The sequence below is a fragment of the Psychromonas sp. KJ10-10 genome (assembly GCF_047323245.1).
Classification (GTDB): domain Bacteria; phylum Pseudomonadota; class Gammaproteobacteria; order Enterobacterales; family Psychromonadaceae; genus Psychromonas.
Genome location: NZ_CP178826.1, coordinates 1,574,390 through 1,601,202, shown reverse-complemented (window position 1 = coordinate 1,601,202; position 26,813 = coordinate 1,574,390). Strand labels below are relative to the sequence as shown.

General features: G+C 37.6%; 18 protein-coding genes and 9 pseudogenes. 3 read left to right on the top strand and 24 right to left on the bottom strand.

All coding sequences use genetic code 11. The features are described from left to right. Position 1: 1 nt before the first annotated feature. The 6 genes and pseudogenes from ACLKMH_RS09125 to ACLKMH_RS09100 all read right to left on the bottom strand — a co-directional run bounded on the left by ACLKMH_RS09125 (position 2) and on the right by ACLKMH_RS09100 (position 5,291). Complete coding sequence (locus tag ACLKMH_RS09125; protein ID WP_413702299.1) at positions 2-187, bottom strand: Trm112 family protein; 186 nt, start codon at positions 185-187, stop codon at positions 2-4. Continuing rightward, positions 184-459, bottom strand: a complete 276-nt coding sequence (locus ACLKMH_RS09120) for a tetraacyldisaccharide 4'-kinase (RefSeq protein ID WP_413701702.1) — start codon at positions 457-459, stop codon at positions 184-186. Before ACLKMH_RS09120 ends, ACLKMH_RS09125 begins: the two co-directional genes overlap by 4 nt. Continuing rightward, on the bottom strand, positions 419-1,144 hold the full coding sequence (gene lpxK, locus ACLKMH_RS09115; RefSeq protein WP_413701701.1) for a tetraacyldisaccharide 4'-kinase: 726 nt from the start codon (positions 1,142-1,144) through the stop codon (positions 419-421). Before lpxK ends, ACLKMH_RS09120 begins: the two co-directional genes overlap by 41 nt. Beyond that, positions 1,144-2,896 (bottom strand): annotated as a pseudogene (gene msbA, locus ACLKMH_RS09110) (lipid A ABC transporter ATP-binding protein/permease MsbA). The gene lpxK and the pseudogene msbA overlap by 1 nt, the downstream one beginning before the upstream one ends. A 45-nt stretch (positions 2,897-2,941) precedes the next feature. Further along, the gene (locus tag ACLKMH_RS09105) at positions 2,942-3,778 is read right to left on the bottom strand and encodes a DNA internalization-related competence protein ComEC/Rec2 (RefSeq protein WP_413702298.1); all 837 of its coding nucleotides are present in this window, start codon (positions 3,776-3,778) and stop codon (positions 2,942-2,944) included. After that, positions 3,775-5,291 (bottom strand): annotated as a pseudogene (locus tag ACLKMH_RS09100) (ComEC/Rec2 family competence protein). The gene ACLKMH_RS09105 and the pseudogene ACLKMH_RS09100 overlap by 4 nt, the downstream one beginning before the upstream one ends. Positions 5,292-5,357: 66 nt before the next feature. Here ACLKMH_RS09100 and ACLKMH_RS09095 point away from each other — a divergent pair. Next, positions 5,358-5,867 carry a DUF2062 domain-containing protein gene (locus ACLKMH_RS09095; RefSeq protein ID WP_413701700.1) on the top strand — a complete coding sequence of 170 codons (510 nt, stop codon included), beginning with the start codon at positions 5,358-5,360 and terminating at the stop codon, positions 5,865-5,867. Positions 5,868-5,964: 97 nt separating this feature from the next. Here ACLKMH_RS09095 and ACLKMH_RS09090 read toward each other — a convergent pair whose 3' ends face one another. The 4 genes and pseudogenes from ACLKMH_RS09090 to carA form a co-directional block, all read right to left on the bottom strand. Then, positions 5,965-6,096: a DUF3087 family protein gene (locus ACLKMH_RS09090; protein WP_413701699.1), complete on the bottom strand. Its 132-nt coding sequence runs from the start codon at positions 6,094-6,096 to the stop codon at positions 5,965-5,967. Further along, positions 6,086-6,472 (bottom strand): DUF3087 family protein, encoded by a 387-nt coding sequence (locus ACLKMH_RS09085; RefSeq protein ID WP_413701698.1) that lies wholly within the window; start codon positions 6,470-6,472, stop codon positions 6,086-6,088. Before ACLKMH_RS09085 ends, ACLKMH_RS09090 begins: the two co-directional genes overlap by 11 nt. A gap of 85 nt (positions 6,473-6,557) precedes the next feature. Next, a pseudogene (gene carB, locus ACLKMH_RS09080) lies at positions 6,558-9,787 on the bottom strand (carbamoyl-phosphate synthase large subunit). 55 nt (positions 9,788-9,842) lie between these two features. After that, positions 9,843-10,992 (bottom strand): annotated as a pseudogene (carA, locus tag ACLKMH_RS09075) (glutamine-hydrolyzing carbamoyl-phosphate synthase small subunit). 656 nt (positions 10,993-11,648) lie between these two features. Between carA and ACLKMH_RS09070 the strand changes: the two are divergent. Next, complete coding sequence (locus tag ACLKMH_RS09070) at positions 11,649-13,106, top strand: aminoacyl-histidine dipeptidase (RefSeq protein ID WP_413701697.1); 1,458 nt, start codon at positions 11,649-11,651, stop codon at positions 13,104-13,106. 60 nt (positions 13,107-13,166) lie between these two features. On the opposite strand, the pseudogene ACLKMH_RS09065 reads toward ACLKMH_RS09070, so the two are convergent. The 13 genes and pseudogenes from ACLKMH_RS09065 to yceD all read right to left on the bottom strand — a co-directional run bounded on the left by ACLKMH_RS09065 (position 13,167) and on the right by yceD (position 24,334). After that, positions 13,167-13,957: pseudogene (locus ACLKMH_RS09065) on the bottom strand (TatD family hydrolase). Between the two features lie 5 nt (positions 13,958-13,962). Next, the gene (gene holB, locus ACLKMH_RS09060) at positions 13,963-14,964 is read right to left on the bottom strand and encodes a DNA polymerase III subunit delta' (RefSeq protein ID WP_413701696.1); all 1,002 of its coding nucleotides are present in this window, start codon (positions 14,962-14,964) and stop codon (positions 13,963-13,965) included. Between the two features lie 3 nt (positions 14,965-14,967). After that, positions 14,968-15,621 carry a dTMP kinase gene (tmk, locus tag ACLKMH_RS09055; protein ID WP_413701695.1) on the bottom strand — a complete coding sequence of 218 codons (654 nt, stop codon included), beginning with the start codon at positions 15,619-15,621 and terminating at the stop codon, positions 14,968-14,970. A gap of 1 nt (position 15,622) precedes the next feature. After that, positions 15,623-16,459 (bottom strand): endolytic transglycosylase MltG, encoded by an 837-nt coding sequence (gene mltG, locus ACLKMH_RS09050; protein ID WP_413701694.1) that lies wholly within the window; start codon positions 16,457-16,459, stop codon positions 15,623-15,625. A 175-nt stretch (positions 16,460-16,634) separates the two neighbouring features. Beyond that, the gene (gene pabC / locus ACLKMH_RS09045) at positions 16,635-17,438 is read right to left on the bottom strand and encodes an aminodeoxychorismate lyase (RefSeq protein ID WP_413701693.1); all 804 of its coding nucleotides are present in this window, start codon (positions 17,436-17,438) and stop codon (positions 16,635-16,637) included. A 112-nt stretch (positions 17,439-17,550) separates the two neighbouring features. Further along, positions 17,551-18,792, bottom strand: coding sequence for a beta-ketoacyl-ACP synthase II (gene fabF / locus ACLKMH_RS09040; protein ID WP_413701692.1), 1,242 nt, complete (start codon positions 18,790-18,792; stop codon positions 17,551-17,553). Positions 18,793-18,955: 163 nt separating this feature from the next. Next, a complete protein-coding gene (gene acpP, locus ACLKMH_RS09035; protein ID WP_413701691.1) occupies positions 18,956-19,189 on the bottom strand; it encodes an acyl carrier protein in 234 nt (77 codons plus the stop codon). A gap of 579 nt (positions 19,190-19,768) precedes the next feature. Continuing rightward, the gene (gene fabG / locus ACLKMH_RS09030; RefSeq protein ID WP_413701690.1) at positions 19,769-20,497 is read right to left on the bottom strand and encodes a 3-oxoacyl-ACP reductase FabG; all 729 of its coding nucleotides are present in this window, start codon (positions 20,495-20,497) and stop codon (positions 19,769-19,771) included. Position 20,498: 1 nt separating this feature from the next. After that, a complete protein-coding gene (gene fabD / locus ACLKMH_RS09025) occupies positions 20,499-21,440 on the bottom strand; it encodes an ACP S-malonyltransferase (RefSeq protein WP_413701689.1) in 942 nt (313 codons plus the stop codon). A 176-nt stretch (positions 21,441-21,616) separates the two neighbouring features. Continuing rightward, positions 21,617-22,577, bottom strand: a pseudogene (locus ACLKMH_RS09020) (beta-ketoacyl-ACP synthase III). Further along, positions 22,570-23,609: pseudogene (plsX, locus tag ACLKMH_RS09015) on the bottom strand (phosphate acyltransferase PlsX). Before plsX ends, ACLKMH_RS09020 begins: the two co-directional pseudogenes overlap by 8 nt. Positions 23,610-23,616: 7 nt before the next feature. After that, a pseudogene (gene rpmF, locus ACLKMH_RS09010) lies at positions 23,617-23,791 on the bottom strand (50S ribosomal protein L32). 18 nt (positions 23,792-23,809) lie between these two features. Next, positions 23,810-24,334 carry a 23S rRNA accumulation protein YceD gene (gene yceD, locus ACLKMH_RS09005; protein ID WP_413701688.1) on the bottom strand — a complete coding sequence of 175 codons (525 nt, stop codon included), beginning with the start codon at positions 24,332-24,334 and terminating at the stop codon, positions 23,810-23,812. A gap of 385 nt (positions 24,335-24,719) precedes the next feature. Here yceD and ACLKMH_RS09000 point away from each other — a divergent pair, with 385 nt between their 5' ends. Continuing rightward, positions 24,720-25,301: a Maf family protein gene (locus tag ACLKMH_RS09000; RefSeq protein ID WP_413701687.1), complete on the top strand. Its 582-nt coding sequence runs from the start codon at positions 24,720-24,722 to the stop codon at positions 25,299-25,301. Here the strand turns inward: ACLKMH_RS09000 and nhaD are convergent. Next, a pseudogene (gene nhaD / locus ACLKMH_RS08995) lies at positions 25,264-26,752 on the bottom strand (sodium:proton antiporter NhaD). The gene ACLKMH_RS09000 and the pseudogene nhaD sit on opposite strands and share 38 nt — an antisense overlap. Positions 26,753-26,813: the final 61 nt, after the last annotated feature.

Below are 26,813 nucleotides of genomic sequence, written 5' to 3'. Positions count from 1 at the left end.
TTTAAATCTCCTCATCCGCCGTTATTGTTCGAGCTCGTACTGCTAACAATGCAGGAATTCCATCTACAATCGGGTAAGCAAGGTGATCAAATTTACAGATAAGCTCATTGGTTGATTTTTTAAACCCAAGCTTTCCTTTACAGATTGGGCAAGCAATGATGTCCAGTAACTTTATATCGATCATTATATTTCCTTAATTCTTTTTAATAATTGTTGTTCAAATGTTTCTGGCAATTGTGCATTAACAGGTAAATACCACCAGTTAGACTGAGCAAATTTGACACATTTAACAGCGTCCTTCTCAGTCATTAACAAAGGAATCTTTGTATCAAATTGAGTGAGATCATCTTCATTAAATGCATAATGATCAGCAAAGGCGACCTGAGTTGCTAGGCGGTATTGTTGCGCCTCTAAAGTATCAAAGAAACGTCGCGGATTTCCAATGGCGACGACAGGCATTAACCTTCACCAGCTTAGGTAAACGCGCCTTTCTGCCATCAACCGCGGTACAAGCTTGCGCTTTTAGTAACATAGTAATTTCATTATCAGCTTGCTCACCATTATTAATAATAAAATCAACTTCCTGCAAACGTGATATTGGCTCTCTTAATGGCCCCATTGGCATTAATTTCTGGTTGCCAAAACGACGTTGTCCATCCACGACAGCTATCTCAATATCTCGAGGTAGCGCATAATGCCGCAAACCGTCATCACTGATAATAATATCCACATCACAATGCTCACTGATATAACGCGCGGCTTTTGCACGTTGCGGATCAACAACAATTGGAACCTGTAAACGTTTAAACATCATCACCGGCTCGTCACCGGCTTCTTTACCCTGTGTATTAGCATTTACTAGTAACGGATACTCTTCACTCCTGCCTCCATAACCCCGGCTGACAATACCAGGTTTATAACCCTCTTTAATTAAAAGCTCACATAACCAAATAACAAAAGGTGTTTTACCATTGCCACCTACTGAAATATTACCAACAACAATGATAGGTAACCGAGATTTATTATGTCTATTTGCTTGTCCCTGTAAAAAATAACGACGCCCTTTAGAGATAACAAATAAGATAAGTGTTAATGGATATAAAAACCAAGCCCACCAACGAAGTGGTTGATACCAAAATTTCATTATAATTCACCCGATGCTTGTAAGTTGTTTAACGTATGATAAATGGATTTTTTTGCTAATAATTCACTATGAGTACCAGACTCAACAACGACGCCACTATCTACAACCAAAATTTTGTCTGCATGTTCAATTGTTGAAAGGCGATGTGCAATCACAATTGAAGTACGATTTTTTTGTAACTCATCCAAGGCACTTTGTATATGTCGCTCTGATTCAGTATCTAATGCCGAGGTTGCCTCATCTAAAATCAAAATCGGTGCATCACGTAATAATGCACGTGCTATTGCTAAACGTTGGCGTTGGCCACCGGATAATAATGCGCCATTTTCACCAATAACAGTTTCAAGTCCATCGGGAAAATTATTAATAAATTCCATTGCATGTGCTGTTTCAGCGACTTTAATAATATCATCTCGACTATATTTTTCAGTGGTCGCATAGGCAATATTATTTGCAATTGTATCATTAAATAAATGCACATTTTGCGAAACAACCGCAACCTGATTACGCAGAGAGCTTAATTTATAATCATTAATATTTACACCATCAATTTTTATTATTCCAGAGTCGATATCATAGAAACGTGTCAACAAATTCGCGATAGTTGATTTACCAGAACCAGAAACGTCCCACTAAAGCAAAGGTTTGACCCGCTTTTAAATTAAAACTAACATTGTTAAGAGCGGCTTTATCAGCACTAGGGTAAGTAAATACAACATTATCGAGTTCAATATCCCCCTTAGCACGTTCAATTATTATAGTTCCTTCATCCTTAGCAATGGTTTCGTCAAGCATAGTGAAAAGACTTTTACTGGTTGCAATACCTTTTTGTATTTCGTTATTGACCTGAGTGATATTTTTAATTGGTTTCATCAAGCCCATCATTGCACTGATAATCACTACAAACTTACCGGCAGACAAAGTATCCATAATCTCAGGAAAAGTCGCTAGAAAAAGAACAAATGCCAAGGCAAAGGAAGCAATGGTTTGAATAACCGGCACACTAATGGCACTTGCACTAGCCATTTTCATATTTTGGGTACGTACTGTATTACTTACTTTTTCAAATTTCTTATTTTCGATCTCTTGCCCGCCAAACATTAATACTTCTTTGTGGCCTTTTAGCATTTGCTCGGATGAAGTGGTGACTAAACCCATGGCATTTTGCAGGTTCTTACCAATTTTTCGAAAACGTTTACTGACGATATTAATAGCAATTCCAACAAAAGGAGCAACCACAAAGAAAACCAGCGACAATTGCCAGCTTTGATAGAACATCATAGCAACTAAACCAATTAACAAAGCACCTTCACGAAAAATCTTCACTAATGCATTACTCGTCGCATTTGAAACCTGAGTCGCATCATAGGTAATTTTAGAAATAAGATCGCCACTATTGGTTTTATCGAAAAAGCTGATCGGTAATGCCATTAATTGGCTAAATATCTGACGTTGTAATTTCATCACAACATGATTACCAACCCAGGCCATACAATAGGAACTTTGAAATGCAAAAATACCGCGAAAGGCAATCACAATCACTACAAAGTATGGCATCATTTTTAAAATACTGGGATCTTGCCCGGTTAATCCATTATCTAATAAAGGCTGTAATGACCAAATAAGTAACATATCAACGCCAGCATAACCAACCATTCCAATAATGCCGACAAATAATGCCAGTTTAAAATCTCTTACATAACCAACAAGGCGTTTAAATACTTGCATGCCATCATTTTCGTTATTTGTCATTTCTGCTTCCGATTTGTATTTAACGAGGTAATTTTTATCAAGGCCTTACGCCCCAAAAGAACGATGATACCAATATGGCGCCAAATCTTCTCTAAATGTTTTTATCTTAATATCTTGGCCTGATATTTGAAAGCGAATAAAACCACTTAATCCACTATTAAAACCTATCACTGACTGTTTCTGATATCGCTCCAACACCTCACTAGCAGGAAATCCCCAATGATTCATAAACCCAGCGCTGTATATCACCCACTTTGGAGAAACACTTTTAATAAAAAAGTTGCTTGAAGAATGACGACTACCGTGATGTGGTGCAAATAAAATATCACTATCAAGTCTTTCAGATAAGGACCGCGTTAATATCTTTTCCTGTTTTTTCTCAATATCCCCAGTTAGTAGAACCGAAGTACTACCATCTGTAATACGTAATACACAGGAGTTATTATTATCATTATTACTAAGCTGATTTGGAGACAGGACTTCTACATCAAGTACTCCAAGTTTCCAACTTTGCCCTTGCACGCATTGCTTAAAATGATAATCACTGTTTAAAGGTTCGCCAGCCCAACGTTCAACTACATAAACATGATTGGCAATAATATTCGCTCCACCAGCATGATCATTATCACTATGACTAATTACTAGATGATCAATTTGATCTACTCCGAGATAAAGAAGATAAGGAGCAATTTCACTATCAACCATATTAAACCCAGAAGGATAACGCGCACCAGTATCATAAAGTAAAATATTATCTGCATTACGCACTACAACTGATAGCCCCTGCCCTACATCGATAGTTTCAACGAACCAAGTATTAGATTCATTTGATTTTTGTTGGCTGATTAAAATGACAATTAACACAGTAAATATATAACTTATTTTGCGTAACGCCTTATTGTGAACATGACTAATAAATAGCAGTAAAAAAGGGAAAAAATAATGATTAATACATTTTTATTTAAGTTAGAAAAATGCTGATAACTTGTACTGGCAAAATCAGTGAAATTAAAGAAAAAAGAAATTATCACATCACAAAAGCTGAAAATTATCAGGGAAACTGGCTCATAAATTAAACTAAAGCCAGTGGCTAATAATACCAAAGGGATAATCAGCAAAGAGAAAAGAGGCACAGCAAATAAATTAATAACAATTGCCAACGGACTAAGGCCAGAAAAAACCTCTAACTGAACAGGTAACATCAAAAAGGTTAAGCCAACTTGCAAGGTAAAAAACAACATTACGTATTTAATAAGTTTGTTTTTTAATGTCAGGTCATCATTAGATTCCTGAGTATTTTTAGTTTTTTCTTCTCCTGTGTGAGAAAAGATCCAAAGCAACAATAGAATAATTGCCACAGCAAAAAATGATAACCAAAGACTCACACTTAATATTGCTAGCGGGTCCCAAACAAGCACCACAAATAAAACCAATAATAACAAATCACTTTGTGCACATTTCCTTTTAAGGATAAAATAACCACAGACACTAATAACATTAAAAAAGCACGTTGTGTTGGTAACGAAAAACCTGCTAAATAAGCATATCCCCAGGCTCCTATTAATGCCGTTATATTAATTAAACGCAACGAAAACCAGCCCAATCTGTTTGCAGGTAGCACTCTGTTATAAAAAGACTGAGCTAATAGATAAACAACAGAAAATAACAAACCAATATGCAAACCTGAGATAGCAAACAGATGAGAAATACCTAAGTTTCTTATTTGTGTTTTAATTTCATAGGGAATTAAAGACTTATCAGCAAATGACAGCGCTAACAATAAACCTTGGTGATTAAGATTGTTGGTGATGGATTTCACTTTCTCATAAAACTGAGCACGAAGTGTAATTTGCTTATATTCACTCTCAAGGTGTTTTTTTATGGTCGCTTGATACGCAATATGTTCAGAGTACGACCACTTCTGTCGATCAAATGCGCCTGGGTTTGCACGACCATAAACGGGTTTAAAGCGAACTCGAAAGCGCTGTAACTGACCTGCCTGTAATTTGGTATCCGGTCGATACCAACGCATTTCAATAAGTGGTGAATAATTTAAGTGATCCGTATCAACTTCAATTAACTTAGCGTTAAAATAACCGTGATTGCTTTCACTTATTAATGAAATGATCTCTACAATTATGGTATGGTCTTTGCCGTCCACCAGTTTGACTAAACTACTCTCGTTAACTATTTTTGTTTCTGTAAATAACTGCCCAGTTAGAGTTAAATTTGTATATACTGAGAAATAGATTGCAGTGATAGGAATGATGGCAAATAAACGTAAACTTGGTGTGTATAATAAAATCAGTGTTATAACTATTGCTATCCACAGGAAAAACTTATCTAATAGCTGAGGCCAAAATAGTGTAGAGACAAGGACAAATATTGAAAGCATTAACGCAATACGCATTTTTTTCATCAAAACTTATCATCCGAATTGATAACCATAAACCCAAATTATATGCCTAAAAAATTCATTCAACGATTTTCACCAAAACCTGAAACATTAAAAAATCACCCTCATTTAAAGCATTTAGGTCAGGCATTACAAAACGCTAATTTATGGCATCTTAATCGACGCACGGCGGCAGGGGCGGTGGCAATTGGTTTATTCTGTGCTTGGATGCCAATCCCTTTTCAAATGCTACTGGCCTCTATTCTCGCAGTGATATTTTCTGTCAATCTACCTCTTTCAGTAACATTGGTTTGGATCTCTAACCCTTTAACTATGCCACCTCTTTTTTATGTTGCATATCGATTAGGTGCTTACCTACTCGATAGACCAATAGTTGAATTCCATTTTCATTTATCTTTTCACTGGCTAGCTAAAATGTTTGAAACAATTGCGCCCTCACTATTATTAGGGTGCTTTATATTAGGATTTATTAGTGCAGGTCTGGGGTATTTCTTATTTAGAGTTGTTTGGCGTTTTAAAACCACTAAGAAATGGCTTCAACGTCCAAGGCGCTAATTAGTCAATAATTTATCAAACCTACCTAATAACTGTAACAGGTGAAACTGATAAAAACAGTGACTCAACACTTACCTAGCTCCTTTAAAATAATAAATTAAAAGCCTTTTAATAGTGAGCTATCATATTCTGTAATATCCAATTTAATCTGATACTTCAGTAATAGTTCATCTAATTCCTGTTGACTTTTATCTAGCTGAGAAATGGTTAACAGATTGTCATCTAGCATCCATAACTGCCGAGAAACCTGTATAACTAAATTGTATTGCTAGCATTGCCTTTTCATCACCCATTTTACTTGCTTGCATCAGCTTCCTCATTTTACGAGAAATTAAATTTAATTCTTTTTTTAAGCGCCACACATAACTCACTTCATTTAAAAATGTATGATCTTTATAAATATTAAAAATAATCGTAATTAACAAAACACTGCTCACGACACCTAATAAATTCCAATGAAAATGCGTTCCCTCCGGTGCGGGATATAAATAGATTAATAATTGAGAAATCCCAAAGCTACCTATAAATAAACAAACGATACAAATGGCAATTAAAATATTCAGGTGACGACGATAGCGCGTTTTATCTATTTCAATCAATAACATGACTTTCCTTTTCATTTTTGCAAAAAAAGCTACCGAATCGATTCAGGTAGCCTTTAACTGGTTAAATATATTTAATTAATATGAATTAAACAATACGCTGATGTAACTCTTGTACTGAAGTCACTGTCGCCTCATCAGCGGTAGGATCTGCTAAATGAGCCTGACAAGTTGCAAAAGCACCATTTAAAGTTGTAGTGTAATCAACTTTATAACGTAATGTCGCACGTCTTAACTGACGAGAATCTTCAATTGCTACACGCCCTTCAGTCGTATTAACAATATATTTATATTCATCGTTTTTAACACGGTCAAGAATATGCGGACGACCTTCTTGTACTTTATTAACTAGGCGAACATCAATGCCAGCCTCTTTAAGTACCAACATAGTGCCCTGCGTCGCATCAATTTCAAAACCAAGCGCAAGTAAGTTTTTAGCTAATTCAACAACACGTTTCTTATCGCTATTACGAACAGAAACTAATGCACGTCCAATACTTGGTACTTCTTTTGTCGATCCTAATTCTGCTTTTGCGTAGGCTTCAGCAAAGGTCGCACCTGCGCCCATTACTTCACCCGTTGAACGCATTTCTGGACCTAAGATAGGATCCGAACCAGGGAATTTATTAAAAGGTAGGACCACTTCTTTAACAGAGTAATAAGGTGGAATGACTTCTTCGGTTACACCTAATTCTTTTAGCGTTTTACCCGCCATCACACTCGCACCAATTTTAGCAATTGGTACACCAGTCGCTTTAGAAACAAAAGGAACTGTACGCGTCGCACGAGGGTTAACCTCAATCATGTAAACTTGGTTATCTTTAACTGCTAACTGAGTATTCATTAAACCAACAACACCTAGCTCAAGCGCTAATGATTTAATATATCCACGCATTTCATCTTGCACTTCAGCGCTTAATGTATATGCAGGCAATGAACATGCAGAGTCACCAGAGTGGACACCAGCTTGCTCAATGTGTTCCATGATGCCACCAATAACCACATCTGTACCATCACTGATAGCGTCGATATCAACTTCCGTTGCATCATCTAAGAAACGATCAAGCAATACAGGTGATTCGTTAGAAACACTTACCGCTTCGTTGAAGTAACGACGTAAATCTTGCTCATCGTATACAATTTCCATTGCACGTCCACCTAACACATAGGAAGGACGAACAACTAATGGGTAACCAATACGTTTAGCAGATTCAACCGCTTGCTCTGTTGTTGTTACAGTGTCATTTTCTGGTTGTTTAAGACCTAAACGCTCAACCACTTGTTGGAAACGTTCGCGGTCTTCTGCACGGTCAATCGCTTCAGGTGAAGTACCGATAATTGGCACACCAGCGGCTTCAAGTGCACGTGCTAATTTAAGTGGTGTTTGACCACCATATTGCACGATAACACCTTTAGGTTTTTCTACACGAACGATTTCAAGCACATCTTCTAAGGTAATTGATTCGAAGTATAAACGATCCGATGTATCGTAATCCGTTGAAACCGTTTCAGGGTTACAGTTCACCATAATGGTTTCATAACCGTCTGCACGCATTGCCATAGCGAGCATGTACACAACAATAGTCAAACTCAATACCTTGACCGATACGGTTAGGACCACCACCAATAATCATAATTTTTTCATTATCAGTTGGGTTCGCTTCACATTCTTCATCGTAGGTTGAATACATGTAAGCGGTGTCCGATGAAAATTCAGCAACGACAGGTATCAACACGTTTGTAAACTGGGAATAATGCAAATTTTTCACGTAGTTTACGAATTTCGATTTCTTCAACACCGATAACTGTTGCGATACGGCTATCTGCAAAACCTTTACGTTTTAGTGCTTTTAGTTTAGTTGCGTCTAAGTAACGTAAACCGCCTTCAGCTAATTTTTTCTCTTCAAGAATAAGATCTTCAATTTGTACTAGGAACCAAAGGTCAATCTTAGTGATGTCATGGATTTCCTGTATTGTCATGCCTAAACGGAATGCATCACCAATGTACCAAATACGCTCTGCACCAGCTTCACGTAATTCGTATAGTACTTTTTCTTTTGCGCCTGCATCGTTTAAGTCAACTATTGGGCTAAAACCATCAGCGCCAACTTCTAAACCACGAAGCGCTTTTTGTAGCGACTCTTGTTGGTTACGGCCAATTGCCATTACTTCACCAACAGATTTCATTTGCGTGGTTAAACGATCGTTTGAGTTAGCAAATTTTTCAAAGTTGAAACGTGGAATTTTAGTCACAACGTAATCAATTGTTGGTTCAAAAGATGCTGGCGTTTTACCACCAGTAATATCATTTTGTAATTCATCAAGCGTGTAACCGACTGCTAATTTAGCGGCGATTTTAGCAATTGGGAACCCCGTTGCTTTAGATGCTAATGCAGATGAACGTGATACACGTGGATTCATTTCGATAAGTACCATACGGCCGTCAGCAGGGTTAATACCAAATTGAACGTTTGAACCGCCAGTTTCAACACCGATTTCACGTAATACAGCTAAAGAAGCATTACGCATTAATTGATATTCTTTGTCAGTTAATGTTTGTGCTGGTGCAACCGTTATTGAGTCACCAGTATGAATACCCATTGGGTCAAAGTTTTCAATTGAGCAAACAATGATACAGTTATCATTTTTGTCACGAACCACTTCCATTTCATACTCTTTCCAACCAATTAACGATTCATCAATTAATAACTCGTTAGTAGGTGAAAGGTCTAAGCCGTTTGAACAAATTTCATCAAATTCTTCTTTGTTATAAGCAATACCACCACCAGTACCACCCATAGTGAAAGAAGGACGAATAATACATGGGAAACCAACCATGTCTAATACGCCGTATGCTTCTTCCATTGTGTGTGCAATGCCTGCACGAGGACATTCAAGTCCAATTTTTTTCATCGCAGTGTCGAAACGACTACGGTCTTCTGCTTTATCAATTGCGTCAGCCGTTGCACCAATCATTTCTACATTGTATTTAGCTAATACGCCCTTAGACTCTAGCTCTAAAGCACAGTTAAGCGCTGTTTGCCCACCCATAGTAGGTAAAACGGCACAGGGACGTTCTTTGGCGATAATTTTTTCTACAACTTCCCAGTGGATCGGCTCGATGTAAGTTGCATCGGCCATTTCTGGGTCTGTCATAATGGTTGCAGGGTTAGAGTTAACCAGTACCACACGGTAACCTTCTTCTCTTAAAGCTTTACACGCTTGTGCGCCTGAGTAGTCAAACTCACAGGCTTGACCGATAACAATCGGACCTGCACCTATGATTAGGATGGTTTTTAAGTCATTACGTTTTGGCATCTGAAATTACCTTTCTATTTCTATTCTATGTATTCGAAAAAAGAGTTCCGATCAACTAGGCGTTTTTGTACTGTTCAATCAATTCAATGAAGTGATCAAATAATGGTGCTCGCATCATGCGGACCTGGGCTTGCCTCTGGGTGACCTTGGAAGCTAAATGTCGCTTTATCAGTACGGTGAATACCCTGTAAAGATCCATCAAATAATGAAACATGAGTCGCACGTAAATTGTCTGGTAAAGTTGCTTCATCAGCGACAAAACCATGGTTTTGACTAGTTATCATAACCACGCCACGGTCTAAATCTTTAACAGGATGGTTAGCACCATGATGACCAAACTTCATTTTCACTGTTTTCGCGCCACTTGCTAACGCTAGCAATTGATGACCTAAACAGATACCAAAGACAGGAATATCAGTTTTAAGAATTTCTTGAATTGCTTCTATAGCATAAGTACATGGTTCTGGATCGCCAGGACCATTAGAGAGGAAAATACCATCTGGATTCAATGCGAGTACATCAGCTGCAGGGGTTTGAGCAGGCACTACTGTTAGTTTACAACCACGGTCTGCTAACATACGTAGAATATTACGTTTAACACCGTAATCGTATGCAACAACATGGAATTTACCTTCACCAGTATGTGCTGGTAGACCACCCGTTAAGGTCCAACTACCTTGAGACCATTCGAAGCCTTCTTTAGTTGACACTTCCTTTGCTAAATCCATACCTTTAAGACCAGGAAATTGTTTAGCTTGAGCAAGTGCATCTGTTGCGTCGATATTATCACCAGCAATGATACAACCGGCTTGTGCCCCTTTTTCACGTAAAATACGTGTTAATTTACGTGTATCAATTTCAGCGATACCAACAACATTACGTGCTTTTAGATAATCGCTTAAAGAGGCTTGGTTTCTGAAGTTGCTTGCAAGAAGTGGTAAATCTCGGATAACTAAACCACAGGCGTGGATTGATTCAGACTCTTCATCTTCATCATTAGTCCCAGTATTACCGATATGGGGGTATGTTAATGTTACAATTTGGCGTGCGTAGGAAGGATCAGTGAGAATTTCTTGGTAACCCGTCATTGACGTGTTAAAAACAACTTCTCCAACAGAACTTCCTTCAGCCCCAATTGAGACACCTTCGAAAATAGTTCCATCTTCCAATACCAGTATGGCCGAATGACTCAAAATAACCTCCATGAAAATACAATAAAAATAGATTATGTGATGCTATTTTACGATTTTTAACGGAAGAATTTTTTATTTTTTCCGCCAAATAATCATAAATTTTGGCAAATTCGCGATAGTTTATAGATCTTAAGCACAATTAACCAATAAAATTTGGCTTTATGAGAAAATAAATAATGAAAAATAAAAACAGAAGGTATATGAAAAAAAATGGTGAATTAAATTCACCATTTTTGTGGGGATTTAATGTACAGTTAGTTTAAGACAATACTTTTAAAACACTTAAGGTGGCAGGTAAAGTTGGGATAAGCATCACAACCAACAGACCTAGGAAATGACGAATTGAATATGGGTCTTTAAAATTTTCTTCTGACACGGTAGATTCCTTAAGTAAAATATAAATTTTTTGATTTAAATCAATTTTTGCGAATCATACAGCAACTATAAACAGCTAAACACCGAACAAAATTGTGGTTTTATGGCAATTATATTAAATATGGGTTCTAAATATTGTCCTGCAGAAGTTGATTTCTTCGAGGTGAAAGTTGATGTAAATGGTTGCTCCCTTTGCGAAACTTTCAACAACGAAAAAGGCATTTTTAACCAATAAAATGATCAACTAATTATTACATTCTTTTCTCTTTTCAGTTTTATTTATAAGGCGCTATATGCAACTTTTACAATCACGAACAGCAAGTCCCGTTTGGTCATTCTTTTCGACTATTTGTTCTATTCCACACCCATCAAAACATGAACAACAATTAGTTGATTGGATAACAAATTGGGCATCAGAACAAAATATTCAATGTGTTCAAGATAATGTCGGTAACCTTATTCTAACAAAGCCTGCTTTTGCTGGTTATGAAGACAAAACACCCGTTGTGCTTCAGGCTCACCTTGATATGGTGCCACAAAAAAATAATGATAGTCAGCATGACTTTGTTAATGACCCAATAAAAATGGTCATTGACGGGGAGTGGTTACATGCAGATCAAACAACACTCGGGGCTGATAATGGAATCGGCATGGCAAGTTGTCTCGCAGTGTTAGCAGATAAAGAATTAAAGCATGGCCCATTAGAAGTATTATTAACAACCGATGAAGAAACTGGCATGACAGGTGCATTCGGCCTTAAGGCTGGATCACTAAAGGGAAAAATACTCATCAATACCGACTCTGAGCAGGAAGGTGAGCTTTACGTCGGTTGTGCTGGCGGTGTTAATGTTAATATAGAATTACCCTACGAAAAAATGGAAACAGAGGTTGATAGCTGTGCTTTTGTTTTACGTTTATCTGGCTTAAAAGGTGGCCATTCGGGCTGTGATATTAACTTAGGCCGTGCTAATGCAATTAAAGAACTAGCAATGGTTTTTAATAATTTTGATGGTTTTCCTTTTTACATTGCAAGCTTAGAAGGTGGTAGTTTACGCAATGCGATCCCACGGGAAGCATCAGCGGTTATTGTTTGTGATCCACAGTACCAAAATAGTTTAGAACTATTAATTAATACCCTACAAGTGACTTTATTAGATAAATACAAAGGTGTTGAAGATAATTTACAATTAACCCTTGAAGTTTGTGACGTGCCCCATTCTATTTTAACGATTGAAAGCCAAAGGATATTACTTGAGAGTTTAAATAATTGTAATAATGGCGTTTTTGCAATGGATGCTCATTTTTCAAATGTGGTAGAAACATCAAGTAACTTGGGAGTTGTCACTCAACAAAAAAGCCCAAATATGTCTTTTAAAATGCAGGTTTTAATTCGCTCTCAAAAAGAACAAGATAAACATATTGAAGCGGATAAAATACAACAAAGTTTTGAACAATATGGTGCTCGGGTAAGAAAAGATGGCAATTATCCAGGCTGGGTACCCAATGCAAATTCAAATATTTATCAAATCATGGAACAGCAATACATTAAGCTATTTTCAGAGACACCAAAAACCATGGTGATACATGCGGGACTTGAATGTGGGTTATTTAGTGATCAATACCCAGAATGGGATATGATTTCTTTTGGTCCAACAATTAACTTTCCACATAGCCCAGATGAAAAAGTGCAAATTGCCAGCGTTGATAAATACTGGGAGCTACTTAAAGCAACACTAGAAGCTGTCGAATAACCTTCATCGTATAAAAACACAAAATATCGTTTAATAAACAATATTTTGTGTTTTTGCTTTTTAGCGCTTAGCAAATTGAAACAGATTAAAAAAGTTTTCACTGGTTACTTTGGCCAGCTCTTCTATTGTCACCCCTTTTAAATCAGCCACAAATTTAGCAACATCCGCCGTAAATGCGGGTTCATTTTCTTGCCCTCTGTGTGGAACAGGGGCTAGATAAGGCGCATCGGTTTCAACTAATAAGCGATCTAATGGAATTTCTTTAATTACAGCTTGCAGTTCTTTCGCATTTTTAAAGGTAACAATACCTGATACTGAAATGTAAAAACCCATTTTCATTGCTTCTATTGCCATTTCAATGGATTCTGTAAAACAATGTAATACACCACCAACTTGTTCTGCACCTTCTTCACGTAATATATCTAAGGTTTCCTGGCGTGCATCGCGAGTATGAATAATTAAAGGTTTGTTTAGTTGCTTAGCAATACGGATCTGTCTACGAAAGCTTTCTATTTGCCAATCTTTAGTCTCCGGCGAATAGAAAAATCCAGCCCGGTCTCACCAATAGCAACCACTTTTTCACTGCTTGCGTATTCTAATAACAACGCATCATCAATGACTTTGTCTTTATTTTTTTCATCGTAATATAAAGGGTGTACGCCACAACTGCTAAATATCTGCTGATGATCTTTAATAAGTGTCGCCATAGCAGGATAATCTTCAAGGGTAACACAAACACTCATCAGGTAATCGATTCCCGAAGCTTTTGCTTTATTGACCACATCATCGAGGTCTTTATGTCTCTTTTTATAATCTAAACGGTCTAAATGACAGTGAGAGTCCACTAGCATGTGTTTTATTCCTTAAATCTATTTTTTATTTTTATTAATAGAGCTGAAATTAATAGCTCTTTTTTTAAACCAGAATGCTCATTAAGCAAAGCGCGGGTCTGTAATACTTGTTGATTAAGTTCACGCAATGCCTTAAGACTAATTTGCTTACTCCAAATTTGCAACTGTGGCAAAGCAAAGGCATAAACAGCATCATCAGCGAGCGTATTTTCCGTGAGCTTGATTTTATGCAACTCATGCAACATCAGGAAAAGTAAGGTTAAACGAGATTCTGTGTCTTTACTTAAAAATAAACTAAAATCAAATAATGCTTCAGGTGCATTTAATAAAGCAAATAGCCCTTCAACGCAATTTCTTCGCTCATCTTCTGCTTCACCAGATTGTAAGGCAGTCAAATAATTAAGTAATATTAACGGGCAGTTTTGAAATTGCCTTAACACACCTTTATCTGAGACCTGAACGCCCTGTTGCGTTAACCAATTTATTAAAGCCTCATCATTAGGGCTATGAATATGCGAATGCTGTACTCGACTATATAAAGTTGGTAATAATTGATGGTGAGTCTGTGTTAATAGGATAAGGTAACTATTACCCTGTGGCTCTTCAAGTGTTTTTAACAGCGCATTAGCGGCGGCAACGGTGAGCAGTTGAGCATCTTTAATGATCACAACCTTATTTTCACCCAAATGTGGTCGCTCATTCAACATATCAATGAGGTTTCTTACCTGCTCGACACCAATTGCTTTGTTGTTCTCACTTTGTAATAAATGATGATCAAGGTGATTCTTAGCATCGAACAATTGACAGGAATGACACTCTCCACAAGGTCCCTTTCGTTTATTAGTACATAACAGGTACTTTGCTAAGTTTGAGGCAAGCTTAAATTTACCTAACCCTATGCTACCAGTAAAAAGCAATGCATGCGCAAGTCGCTTTTGCTGATAACTGTGCACATGTTGGTAAAAATTATCCTTTAACCAAGGTGTAGAAACAACAGTATGTGGCATTACTTATAAACTCGCTAACCAATTATCAAGTTGGCTAAATATTGATTTTTCAACCAACTCAGGGGTTTCACCAGCATCGATTTTCACCGCATTGTTATGTTGGCTAACTAGGGTTAAAAACACTTGTCGTGTGCGCTCAAAAAAATCAATTGCAAGGCGTTCAATTCTATCTAACTCTCCACGCCCACGTGCTCGATGTAAACCTAATTCTGGGTCAATATCTAAATAAAGGGTAAAATCAGCATTAAAATCACCCAATGAGACTTGTTTAATCTCTTCAATCAATTGAGGGTTAATACCCCGACCGCCTCCTTGGTAAGCAAGAGAGCTCCAATTGTGGCGATCGCCAATAACAATATGGCCATCGCTAAGAGCGGGTTTAATGACATGTTCGACTAATTGCACTCTGGTCGCGTACATAATTAAAAGCTCTGCTTTATCCTGTAAGGTTTCGCCCTGTATTTCCATTTTGACAATATCGCGCATACGTTCAGCAAGCTCGGTACCACCAGGCTCACGGGTATACGTGATCTTATCTATTGGCATATTTTGTAATGCTAACCATTTTTTAATATAACCAATCGCCGTGGTTTTACCAGCACCTTCTAGGCCTTCAATAACGATAAATTTACCCGCTAATTTATTGTTTGCTGGCATATTATTTTCCTCGGATGTATTTATCAACTGCACGATTATGCTCTTTTAAGTTTTTAGAAAAGTAAGAAGTGCCATCACCTTTGCTGACAAAATAAAGATATTTCGTTTTCGCTGGATGTAATGTCGCGTATAAAGCGGCTTCGCTTGGCATTGCAATAGGTGTTGGAGGCAAACCGTCAATGGTATAGGTATTATAAGCTGTTTTTTCGCGTAAATCTTTGTCGCGGATACGTCCGTTATAACGCTCTCCCATGCCATAAATAACGGTTGGGTCAGTTTGTAAACGCATTCCAATACGCAGGCGGTTTACAAAAACCGATGAAATTTTATCACGATCATCCGATAAACCACTCTCTTTCTCGATAATGGATGCCATTATTAATGCTTCATAGGGGGTTTTATAAGGTAAGTCTTTTTCACGATCTGCCCATAATTTTTCAAGCACACTAGTTTGATGTAAATAGGCTTTTTTAATTATCTCAAAGGCACTCATTTGCGCACTATAATAATAGGTTTCAGGAAATAGCAAACCTTCTAACTTTTCATGAGAAATATTTAACGCTTCAATAATTTCCGCTTCTGTTTTTTGTAAGGGTATTAATAATTCAGCCTTATTAATATTATCCAACCATTCTTTAAAGGTGCTCCCTTCAACAAAGGTAACCTTGAACTGGTATTCTTTGCCGGTATTTATTTCCACTAAAATATCTTCTAAATTATAACCTTCTTTAATTTGGTATGTGCCAGCACGAATACCCGTCAAATCTGGACGTAATTTACCAATCACTTTCCACCAACGTAAATCAGAAACAATGGATTGTTTTACAAGGCTGCTCACCCAATCGAGAAAAATGACTTCCTTCTTGCACCACAATCAATTGAGTTTTGTCGAGTCGAGGACGCGTTAAATAATCATCTATTTGCTGTTTTGCATAGAAAAGCCCAGCTCCCCTAAAACAACTAACAACAAGATAAAAACAACGATTTTTTTAAAACTCATGGTGATTAATAACCTATTTAATAATTGATTGTAATACGCTACAGGGTTCAAGGCGGAGTGTTTGTTGCTGATATTTTTTTACTGGGACTATGCCCATCAAAGCATTCGTTAAACAGATTGATTGTGCTTCTATCAACTGACTTTGGTGAATTTCAGATTCAACAATCTCAATATTATTTTGTTTGGCTAAACGCAAAATATTTCGTCGTTGGACACCTTTAACACCACTATTATCTAATTTAGGTGTAAGCCATTGTTGATTCATATAAATAAAAACATTAGCACTGCAAGCTTCAACGACAAATCCATTCTCATCACAAACGATCCCTTCAACTGCATGCTTAAATTCTAATTCATTTTTTATTATCACCTGTTCTAAACGATTTAGTGTTTTTAACCCAGCTAACTGTTTATTTTTAGATAAAATAGATTCACAAAGGATAATATCTATCCCCTGATGTCGCCAATCAGAATAAAAATGGGGATAAGCTGAATCAGATATAATACGAAGTGGTGAATCACACCCCTGAGTGCTATAACCACGCCCGCCACTTCCACGGGTCAATATGACCTTCAAGACGTGCTCAGAAACATCTGCAAAACAAGCGACCTGTTGATGCACTTCTGCTGATAGCTGTTGCCAGTCTATTTCAGGAAAAAACAGAGCCTTTGCACCTAATTGTAGACGCTGTAAGTGAAAATCCCATAATTGTGCAACACCCGATTGAACTTTAATGGTGCTAAAAAGGCCATCACCGTATGCTAAACCACGATCCTTTGCATCAATATGATTCGATTCAATTCCATTAATTAACATAAATGCGCTTAAATTTTCCTTATATGCAATATAAAAACCATAGACACAAAACAGTAGGCATAAAAAAACCCGAAATGAGATCGGGTTTTTATTGTATCGTTATTTTTAAAAATTAGATACGTTTGAAGATTAAGGTACCATTTGTACCACCAAAACCGAATGAATTAGACAGTGCATATTCAATGTTTGCAGGACGAGCTTTACCATCGGTTACGTAATCTAAATCACAACCTTCACTTGGATTTTTAAGATTAATCGTTGGTGGTGCAAGTTGATCACGCAGTGCTAGTACACTAAATACGGCTTCAATCGCACCAGTTGCACCTAATAGGTGACCTGTCATCGATTTAGTTGAGCTCATCATGACACTTTTAGCGGCTTCGCCCCAAATACCTTTAACGGCTTGAGTTTCTGCAATATCTCCCGCAGGAGTTGAAGTACCATGTGCATTGATATATTGAATATCTGCGGCTTCAATTTTTGCATCTTTAATCGCATTTTTCATCGATAATGCGACACCGGCACCACTTTCTGGTGGTGACGTCATGTGATAAGCATCGCCACTCATACCAAACCCTGAAAATTCAGCATATATTTTAGCGCCACGTGCAACTGCATGCTCATACTCTTCAAGTACTAACACACCAGCACCATCACCCAAAACAAAACCGTCACGAGACTCATCCCAAGGACGACTCGCAGTTTCTGGAGAATCATTACGTGTTGAAAGGGCACGAGCAGAGGCGAAACCACCCATGCTAATTTCACTTGATGCTTTTTCTGCACCACCGACAATCATCACATCAGCATCACCGTATTGAATCATGCGAGCGCCTAAACCAATACTGTGTGTACCAGTTGTACAAGCAGTAGTAACGGCGATATTTGGACCTTTAAGGCCATTATTAATTGATACGTGACCAGAAATCATATTAATGATAGTTGCAGGGACAAAGAATGGGCTAATTTTACGTGGACCACTTTTATCAAAATTACGCACATTAGTTTCAATGGTTGTAATACCACCAATACCAGAACCAATAGCAACACCAATACGCTCTGCATTGTCATCATTAATTATTAAGCCTGAATCTTTAAGGGCTTGGTCAGCAGCGACAACACCGTATTGAATAAAAGTATCCATTTTACGAGAGTCTTTTTTGGTCATGTAGTCTTCAACATTGAAGTCTTTAACTAAACCAGCAAATTTACATGCAAATTTCTCTGTATCGAAGTGCTCGATATTAGATATGCCACTTTTACCAGCTTGGATAGCTTCCCATGAAGACTCTACGGTATTACCAACAGGGGTTAATAAACCTAAACCTGTGATCACAACTCTGCGTTTTGACACTTTTTATTTCTCCTATAACTCACTATCTATTTGAATAGATTAATATTATGTTCTTTTAAATAATGACGTTATCATGCCAGTTAAGGTAAAAATCATTAGTTAGAAAAACACAAAAGGCGGTCACAGACCGCCTTTCAACACCAATTCAATTAAGAATCGATAATTAACCGTTATTTACAACATAATCGATTGCTGATTGAACTGTAGTAATTTTTTCAGCTTCTTCGTCAGGAATTTCAGTATCGAATTCTTCTTCAAGTGCCATTACTAATTCAACTGTATCTAAAGAGTCAGCACCTAAATCATCTACAAAAGAAGCTGTATTAACAACTTCGTCTAGTTGTACACCTAGTTGCTCTACGATGATGTTTTTTACGCGTTCTTCGATATTGCTCATATTTATCTTCCTTTAGTAATACGCTGTATGCGTTAATTGCGGTAGTTTATGCTATCGCGTTTAATATTCAAGTATTGTATCACTGGTTAGACCAGTTATTTTTACATTTTAATCAATATATTGATTAGAGCCAAACTTTTATTTTTAAAGCTCAAAATTCGTACGTTTTTCGGTGACATAACTTGCAAACTATGTTTAACGGTGCCGATTATACGAATAAAAACCAATTTTTCAAGTTTCAAAAGTCAATTTCGTATCACCTACAATGCTAGTGATGACTCTAGCTAAGTGTATGGTGTTAAATACAAGACAAAAGCACGGAGCTAATTTTACTTGCTTTAACATTCAGCCTAGAATGCTGGTGATGTCTCAGACTAAGTGAATGGTGTTAAATACAAGGCGAAAGCGCGGAGCTTAGTTCACCTCGGATGCTTTAATATTCATTCACCTAAACACTCAAAACATTTTATGTTAAGTCAGTTAGTTTGAGTTCAAGGCGAAAGCGCGGAGCTTGGTTTACCAAGTGAGCACTTTCAACGTAGAAATCGAGCTAAATGACGACACATAAATTGTTTAAGCTTAAACCATGTACATCCCACCGTTTACATGAATAGTTTCACCTGTGATGTAAGCGACACCTTCAGAGGCTAAAAACACAACCGTCGCGACAATTTCACTTGGATCACCTAAACGACCTGCTGGTACGTTAGCTAATGTGCTTGCACGTTGTTCTTCATTTAGCGCTTTAGTCATATCAGTTTCGATAAACCCTGGCGCTACTGTGTTTACAGTAATACCACGGCTAGCAACTTCACGTGCTAAAGATTTAGTAAAACCAATCACGCCTGCTTTTGCGAGTGCATAGTTAGCTTGACCTGCATTACCCATTGTACCTACCACAGAGCCAACATTAATAATACGTCCGGCGCGTTTTTTCATCATTGGACGCATTGTTGCTTTACTCATTTTGAAAATAGGCGTTAAGTTAGTTTCGATGATATCGTTCCACTCATCATCTTTCATACGCATTAATAAGTTATCACGTGTAATACCTGCATTGTTAACCAATACATCTACACTACCAAATTCTTTTTTAATCGCATCAAAAAGTGATGCAATAGAGTCATTGTCGGTAACATTTAATACAAAGCCTTTGCCAGCTTCACCTAAATATTCACTAATAGCGGTTGCACCACCTTCGCTGGTTGCAGTGCCTAATACCGTTGCACCTAATGCCACAAATTTTTCAACAATTGCACGACCAATACCACGGCTAGCGCCCGTTACTAATACAACTTGACCTTCCATGTTACTCTCCTTTTACTGCGGCAAGTGCACTTTCAAGTGTTGCTACATCATTAATTACTTGTGCCGTAAAGCTTTTATCAATACGACGAACTAAACCACTTAATACTTTACCAGGACCAGCTTCTACTTGCAGATTGATACCCTGAGATGCCATCTTTTCGATAATGCTAGTCCAGCGAACTGGGCAATATAGTTGGCGTACTAAAGCATCTTTAATTTTATCTGTGTCTGTTTCTGCTTCAACATCAACATTATTAATAACAGAGATTTGTGGCACTTTAAATTCAATATCTTTTAACGCAATTGCTAATTTTTCAGTCGCAGGTTTCATTAATGCACAGTGCGAAGGCACTGAAACTGGTAATGGTAACGCACGTTTTGCTCCCGCTTCTTTACATAAAACACCAGCGCGCTCAACTGTCGCTTTATTACCAGCAATCACCACTTGACCTGGTGAGTTAAAGTTCACAGGAGAAACAACTTCACCCTCAGCGACTTGTTCACAAGCCTGCGCTATTTTATCGTCAGCTAAACCAATAATTGCATACATAGCACCAACACCAGCAGGTACAGCCTGTTGCATCAATTGACCACGTAATTCAACCAATTTAATGGCATCTTTGAATTCAATTACGCCGGCACAAACTAATGCAGAATATTCACCTAGACTATGTCCGGCAACCACAGAGGGTAATTGTCCGCCCTGTTCTGCCCAAACTCGCCAAATAGCAACGGAAGCGGCTAATAAAGCAGGTTGCGTTTTGTCTGTTTGATTAAGAGCCTCACTTGGCCCCTCCTGTACTAATGCCCATAAGTCGTAACCTAAAGCATCACTTGCTTCTTTATAAGTATCGACAACAATAGGAAATTGCTCTGCTAACTCAGCTAGCATTGCAACACTTTGTGAGCCTTGCCCTGGAAAAGCAAAAGTAAAATTTGTCATATTTCATCCTAAGTAATTTGAAATTTATAAAAATAAAAAACAGGAGCAGACTCCTGTTTTATTTAGTTTAATCATTTTAGCCAAAGTTCAAGGAAAAAGTGCCTAACTTAGCTGACTAAGTGAGCACTTTGAACGCAGAAACCTGACTAAATAGGGAGGTTTACATTATTTGCATATTACATGCGTATTAGTGCACTGCCCCATGTAAATCCACCGCCAAATGCTTCTAATAATACTAGCTGTCCAGGTTTAATTTTACCTGAACGTACTCCCTCATCAAAGGCAAGAGGTACTGATGCTGACGGAAGTATTGCCATGCCCTTCAAGTGTTAAAATAACTTGTTCCATCGACATATTTAATTTTTTCGCAGTGGTCGCAATAATACGTTTATTGGCTTGATGCGGTACTAACCAGTCAAGCTCTTCTTTTTCAATATTGTTCGCGACTAAGGTATCTACAACCACTTGGCTTAATTTTTTCACTGCTACTTTAAATACTTCATTACCAGCCATAGATAAATAAGCTTCATTAACAGAAGCTTCATTGCCACGTTGTGCATTAGGTAATTTAAGTAATTCGCCAAAACGTCCATCTGCGTTGATATGTGTCGATAAAATACCTTCATCTTCACTTGCTGTTAATACAACCGCACCAGCGCCATCACCAAATATAACAATGGTGCTACGATCTGTTGGATCACAGGTTGCGACTAATGTATCTGCACCAATCACAAGAATATTTTTAGCGTCGCCACCTTTAATATAATTATCAGCAATACTCAAGGCATAGGTAAAACCCGCACAGGCGACTGAAACATCAAAAGCAGGAATATCAGAAATCCCCAATAGTTGTTGCACTTCACAGGCGACAGAAGGAAAAGCATTATGATTACTGGTAGTGGCAACAATAATTAAATCTAATTCATTAGCTGTCATATTAGCGGCTTGTAAAGCTTTTTCAGCGACTTCCTTGCCCATAAACGCAATCGTTTCATCAGCATTAGCAATACGACGTTCTTTAATACCAGTACGCACAGTGATCCATTCATCACTGGTATCAACCATTTTTTCTAAATCATCATTGCTACGGACTGTAGCCGGTAGATAGCTACCTGTACCTATAATTTTGCTATTCATGTGATAAACAATCTCGCTCTAATAAAACCGCTTCTAAGCGATTTGAAATACTATTGGGAATCTGCCACTGGATTTCTTTAATCGCTTGCTCAATCGCGTAACCAAAAGCAACTTGATTAGCAGAGCCGTGACTTTTAACTACGATACCGCGTAGGCCAATTAAACTGGCACCATTATACATATCTGGATGTAAATGTTTAAATTGCTTTTTTAGGATGGGACTTAATAACTTGCCTAGTAACTTACTATAAAAATTGGAGTTTACCGCTTTATCAAGTTGTTGTAAAAATACACGTCCCATTCCTTCATAACTCTTAAGCGCAATATTACCAGTGAAGCCATCGGTGACAACAACATCCGCCTGGCATGAAAATAATTCGTTAGCTTCGATAAAACCAACATAATTTATATATTTACTCTCACTCAATAATAAAGCAGTACGTTGTATGATATCACTGCCCTTATTATTTTCTTTACCTATATTGAGAATCGCAACTTTAGGCTTTTCTATTTGTTCAACCTTTTCACACAATACACTTCCCATTACGGCAAAATTAAACAAGGTATCACTGTCGCATTGTAAATTAGCACCCAAATCAAGCAGGTAAGTATGCCCACAACGATTTTTAGGTATGCCTGAGACTAAAGCAGGTCTTGAAACGCCATTGATAGTTTTTAAAGCTTGTTTCGCCAATAGCATTAAAGCACCGGTATTTCCCGCACTCACACAGGCATCGGCTTCACCTTCAGCAACCATTTTAAGGGCAATATGCATTGAAGAATCTGAAACATGTCGCAAAACATAAACAGGATTATCTTCCATAGAGATAGAGTTTTCAGCATGAACAACAGTAACACGCGAATGCATTAAAAGATCATACTCTTCTAACAGGGGGTAATTTTTTTATCAGCGCCAACGATGATGAAAAATAAAGTTGGGTATTCTTGGAGAGACTGCTTCGTCGCTAGGAGCGAGATATGAGGGCCGAGATCGCCCCCCATGGCATCAAGCGCAATTGTATATTTACGCAAGGTAATATTATAGTTCGATTACTTTTTTGCCTTTGTAGAAACCATCTGCAGTCATATGATGACGGCGATGAGTTTCACCAGACGTAGCATCAACTGTAAGTTGAGCTGGAGCACCTAATGCATCATGCGAACGACGCATGCTCGCGTTTTGAACGGGTCTTACGACTTTTTTGTACAGCCATTGTAAAAATTCCTACTTGTTATTTGCGCTTTAACTGAGCTAAAGCATCAAATGGGTTGGGACGTGTCGTCTCTTCCTCATCAATCTCACCAAAAGTCAGTTCGTACTCACTTTCAGCACAATCTTCGATTGCGTGTTTCGCTATCTGAGGTAGAGTCAATATCAGCTCATCTTCAACAATTTCGTGAAGATTTACCTCCCCATTTTCATCATAATAAATGGGTTCATAGACGTCTGGTAAATTATTTTCCTGCTCTTGATTATGAACAGGACAATACGTAAATTCAGCTTCGCACTGATAAATCATAGGCTCATTGCACCGTTGACAGATGAGTTCTACTGCAACACTCGCTTTACCATGAAATATTCTCAACTTTTGTCGATCAATTTCAAATTGAAAATGGGTGCTGATATCTGATTGAATACTGATTGTTGATTCCGCTAGCCTTTTCATTAAAGCTTTCTGAATTAAGGCATCTAATTCAGTGCTAGATTGAGTTGCGCGTACCGGATCAACGCTAATCGGTAATTTAACCTTTTGCATGGGCGCGAATGATATAGATTGGCAACGGGATAGTCAAAGAAAAATAGAGAATTTTTGTATCTTTTAGCTTAATCATTTTAGGCTCAGTAGTTCTTTTAAGTTTATTTGCACAACATGTTGCTATCTTTTTAGTCAAGACTGAGTTTAAGTTCTGTTTTCAGTATGTATCAGTTACCAAAAATACGACAAACTTCCTCTTGCATAAGACTTTTAAGCAGATTCAATCATACAACTTCACTTAATTAAAAAAAACAGCAATTAAATTATTTTTTAACACTATCCTAAAGTAGTAAAAATAAAGTAATAAAAATAATACCAGCATGTTCTCGCATAATTTTATTTCAGCACTTAATATGGTCTCATTAACTAATAAAACGAGTTTAATATGTCAAAAACAATTATTTTAGCTTCAACCTCTCCTTTCCGTAAGCAGTTATTAGAAAAATTGCATATACCTTTCTTAACAGAAAAACCAAATGTCGACGAAACCCCATTGGAAGCAGAAACAGCAAAACAATTAGTGGAGCGTTTAGCAATTCAAAAAGCATTAGCTATTAGCCCAAAATTTGAAAACGCGTTGGTTATAGGATCCGATCAAGTCTGTGTCAATGACGGTGTTATTCTTGGAAAACCAGGCAATTTTGAAAATGCCTTTAAACAGTTAAAAGCGACCAGCGGTAAAACCATTACCTTTTATACTGGCCTAGCGCTAGTTAATAGCCAAACAGGTGAGCATCAATCCTTGGTCGAACCCTTTGTGGTTAAGTTTCGTGTATTAACGGATAAAATGATAACTAACTATCTTAATAAAGAGCGACCATATCAATGTGCTGGCGACTTCAAAAGTGAAGGTTACGGCATTAGTCTATTTGAAAGTTTTGAGGGTAAAGACCCAAATAGCCTAATAGGCCTTCCCCTTATTTCCTTAATTAGCTTATTAGAAAATGAAGGGGTAGAAGTTGTTTAATCAATACTAAGCTATTAATTAAATAGGTCGCGTTTAACCATAAATGCACTAAGATACTGGCAACATATCCTAATGCAATAACAGGTGTCCACTTCAGATGCGAGGCAAAGGTATAAACGCCTCGTGCTTGCCCCATTAAAGCAACACCAGCGACTGAGCCGATTGATAATAACGAACCACCTACTCCAGCAGTTAAGGTTACCAATAACCATTGTCCAAGAGACATCTCAGGGTTCATACTCAATACCGCAAACATCACCGGTATGTTATCCACAATTGCAGATAAAATACCCACGGTAATATTGGCATAGGTAACATCCCACTGATTATATAAAACCTCGGAAACTAAATTTAGATAACCAATAAACCCTAATCCCCCACGCAAAGTACCACACCATAAAAGAATAACAACGTATCCCATTCTGACTTTGCCACTCGATTAAAGACATCAAAGGAAACAATGCCCCCCAGGTGCTTCAAACGCGCATTATCATGATTTCGCTCTGCAATAGCTCGCTTTTTAGCTAAGGAGCTAGGTAGAGTTTTACGTAAAAAATAACCAAAGAACTGTAATAGCCCTAACCCCGTCATCATGCCTAATACTGGTGGCATATGCAGAATTGAGTGTGATAATACTGCTAAGCAAATAGTGATTAAAAATAATCCTAATATACGAAAGGCACCACGCTTAATTTCAATCACCTCTGTGCTCGGTTCAGGGTGTGCATGATCAATAAAAAACTCATGATGGTAGCGGGTATAAGGGCATTGATGACCGATGGAATAAATAATACGAAGAACTGCAAAAATTCAATATCACCACTTTGCCAAACCATCAATGTAGTGATGTCCCCGAAGGGACTAAATGCACCACCAGCATTGGCACAAACCACAATATTCACACAGGAAATAGCGATAAAACGCTTATTGGTGGCCCCTACTTTCATCACTACCGCACACATTAATAAGGCAGTAGTTAAATTATCCGCAATGGGTGAAATGAAAAAAGCCAATCCACCGGATAACCAAAAAATAGCTTTAAGTGATAAGCCTTTATTTACCATCCAAGAACGCAAGGCATCAAATAACCTTCGTTCTTCCATGGCATTTATATAGGTCATCGCAACTAATAAAAAGAGCAATAATTCTGCATATTCTAATAAATTATGTCGAAAGGTTTGTTCTGCTTGTTCAGATAAACCGTTTTGCGCATAAACCCAAGCAATAGCCCCCCAAATAATACCTGCGGCCACTAACACGGGTTTTGATTTACGCATTTGTAGGTGTTCTTCTGCCATCACTAGAACATAAGCAATAAAAAAAATAATAAGGGCAAAATAACCAACAAAGGAATTAGTTAAATCTAAGCGTTCAAGTGAAGAAGCAAAACTTAATGATGGATAAAAAATTAAGTTTACTATCAAAAAATATAACCAGAAAATCCTTTTCATCTAACCGCCCTTATTTTGATTTTTATAAAGGTCGCTAGTGTAACTCAATAAATAATATCAA

Bases quoted from the DNA above. Each gene is read 5' to 3' on its own strand.
- fabG (WP_413701690.1), bottom strand. From the start codon at position 20,497: ATGGAAGGTCAAGTTGTATTAGTAACGGGCGCTAGCCGTGGTATTGGT.
- ACLKMH_RS09095 (WP_413701700.1), top strand. From the start codon at position 5,358: ATGCCTAAAAAATTCATTCAACGATTTTCACCAAAACCTGAAACATTA.
- ACLKMH_RS09070 (WP_413701697.1), top strand. From the start codon at position 11,649: ATGCAACTTTTACAATCACGAACAGCAAGTCCCGTTTGGTCATTCTTT.
- ACLKMH_RS09120 (WP_413701702.1), bottom strand. From the start codon at position 459: ATGCCTGTCGTCGCCATTGGAAATCCGCGACGTTTCTTTGATACTTTA.
- ACLKMH_RS09085 (WP_413701698.1), bottom strand. From the start codon at position 6,472: ATGTTATTGATTGAAATAGATAAAACGCGCTATCGTCGTCACCTGAAT.
- ACLKMH_RS09090 (WP_413701699.1), bottom strand. From the start codon at position 6,096: ATGCTAGATGACAATCTGTTAACCATTTCTCAGCTAGATAAAAGTCAA.
- acpP (WP_413701691.1), bottom strand. From the start codon at position 19,189: ATGAGCAATATCGAAGAACGCGTAAAAAACATCATCGTAGAGCAACTA.
- fabD (WP_413701689.1), bottom strand. From the start codon at position 21,440: ATGACAAATTTTACTTTTGCTTTTCCAGGGCAAGGCTCACAAAGTGTT.
- lpxK (WP_413701701.1), bottom strand. From the start codon at position 1,144: ATGAAATTTTGGTATCAACCACTTCGTTGGTGGGCTTGGTTTTTATAT.
- pabC (WP_413701693.1), bottom strand. From the start codon at position 17,438: ATGTTAATTAATGGAATTGAATCGAATCATATTGATGCAAAGGATCGT.
- tmk (WP_413701695.1), bottom strand. From the start codon at position 15,621: ATGCCAGCAAACAATAAATTAGCGGGTAAATTTATCGTTATTGAAGGC.
- yceD (WP_413701688.1), bottom strand. From the start codon at position 24,334: ATGCAAAAGGTTAAATTACCGATTAGCGTTGATCCGGTACGCGCAACT.
- holB (WP_413701696.1), bottom strand. From the start codon at position 14,964: ATGCCACATACTGTTGTTTCTACACCTTGGTTAAAGGATAATTTTTAC.
- ACLKMH_RS09000 (WP_413701687.1), top strand. From the start codon at position 24,720: ATGTCAAAAACAATTATTTTAGCTTCAACCTCTCCTTTCCGTAAGCAG.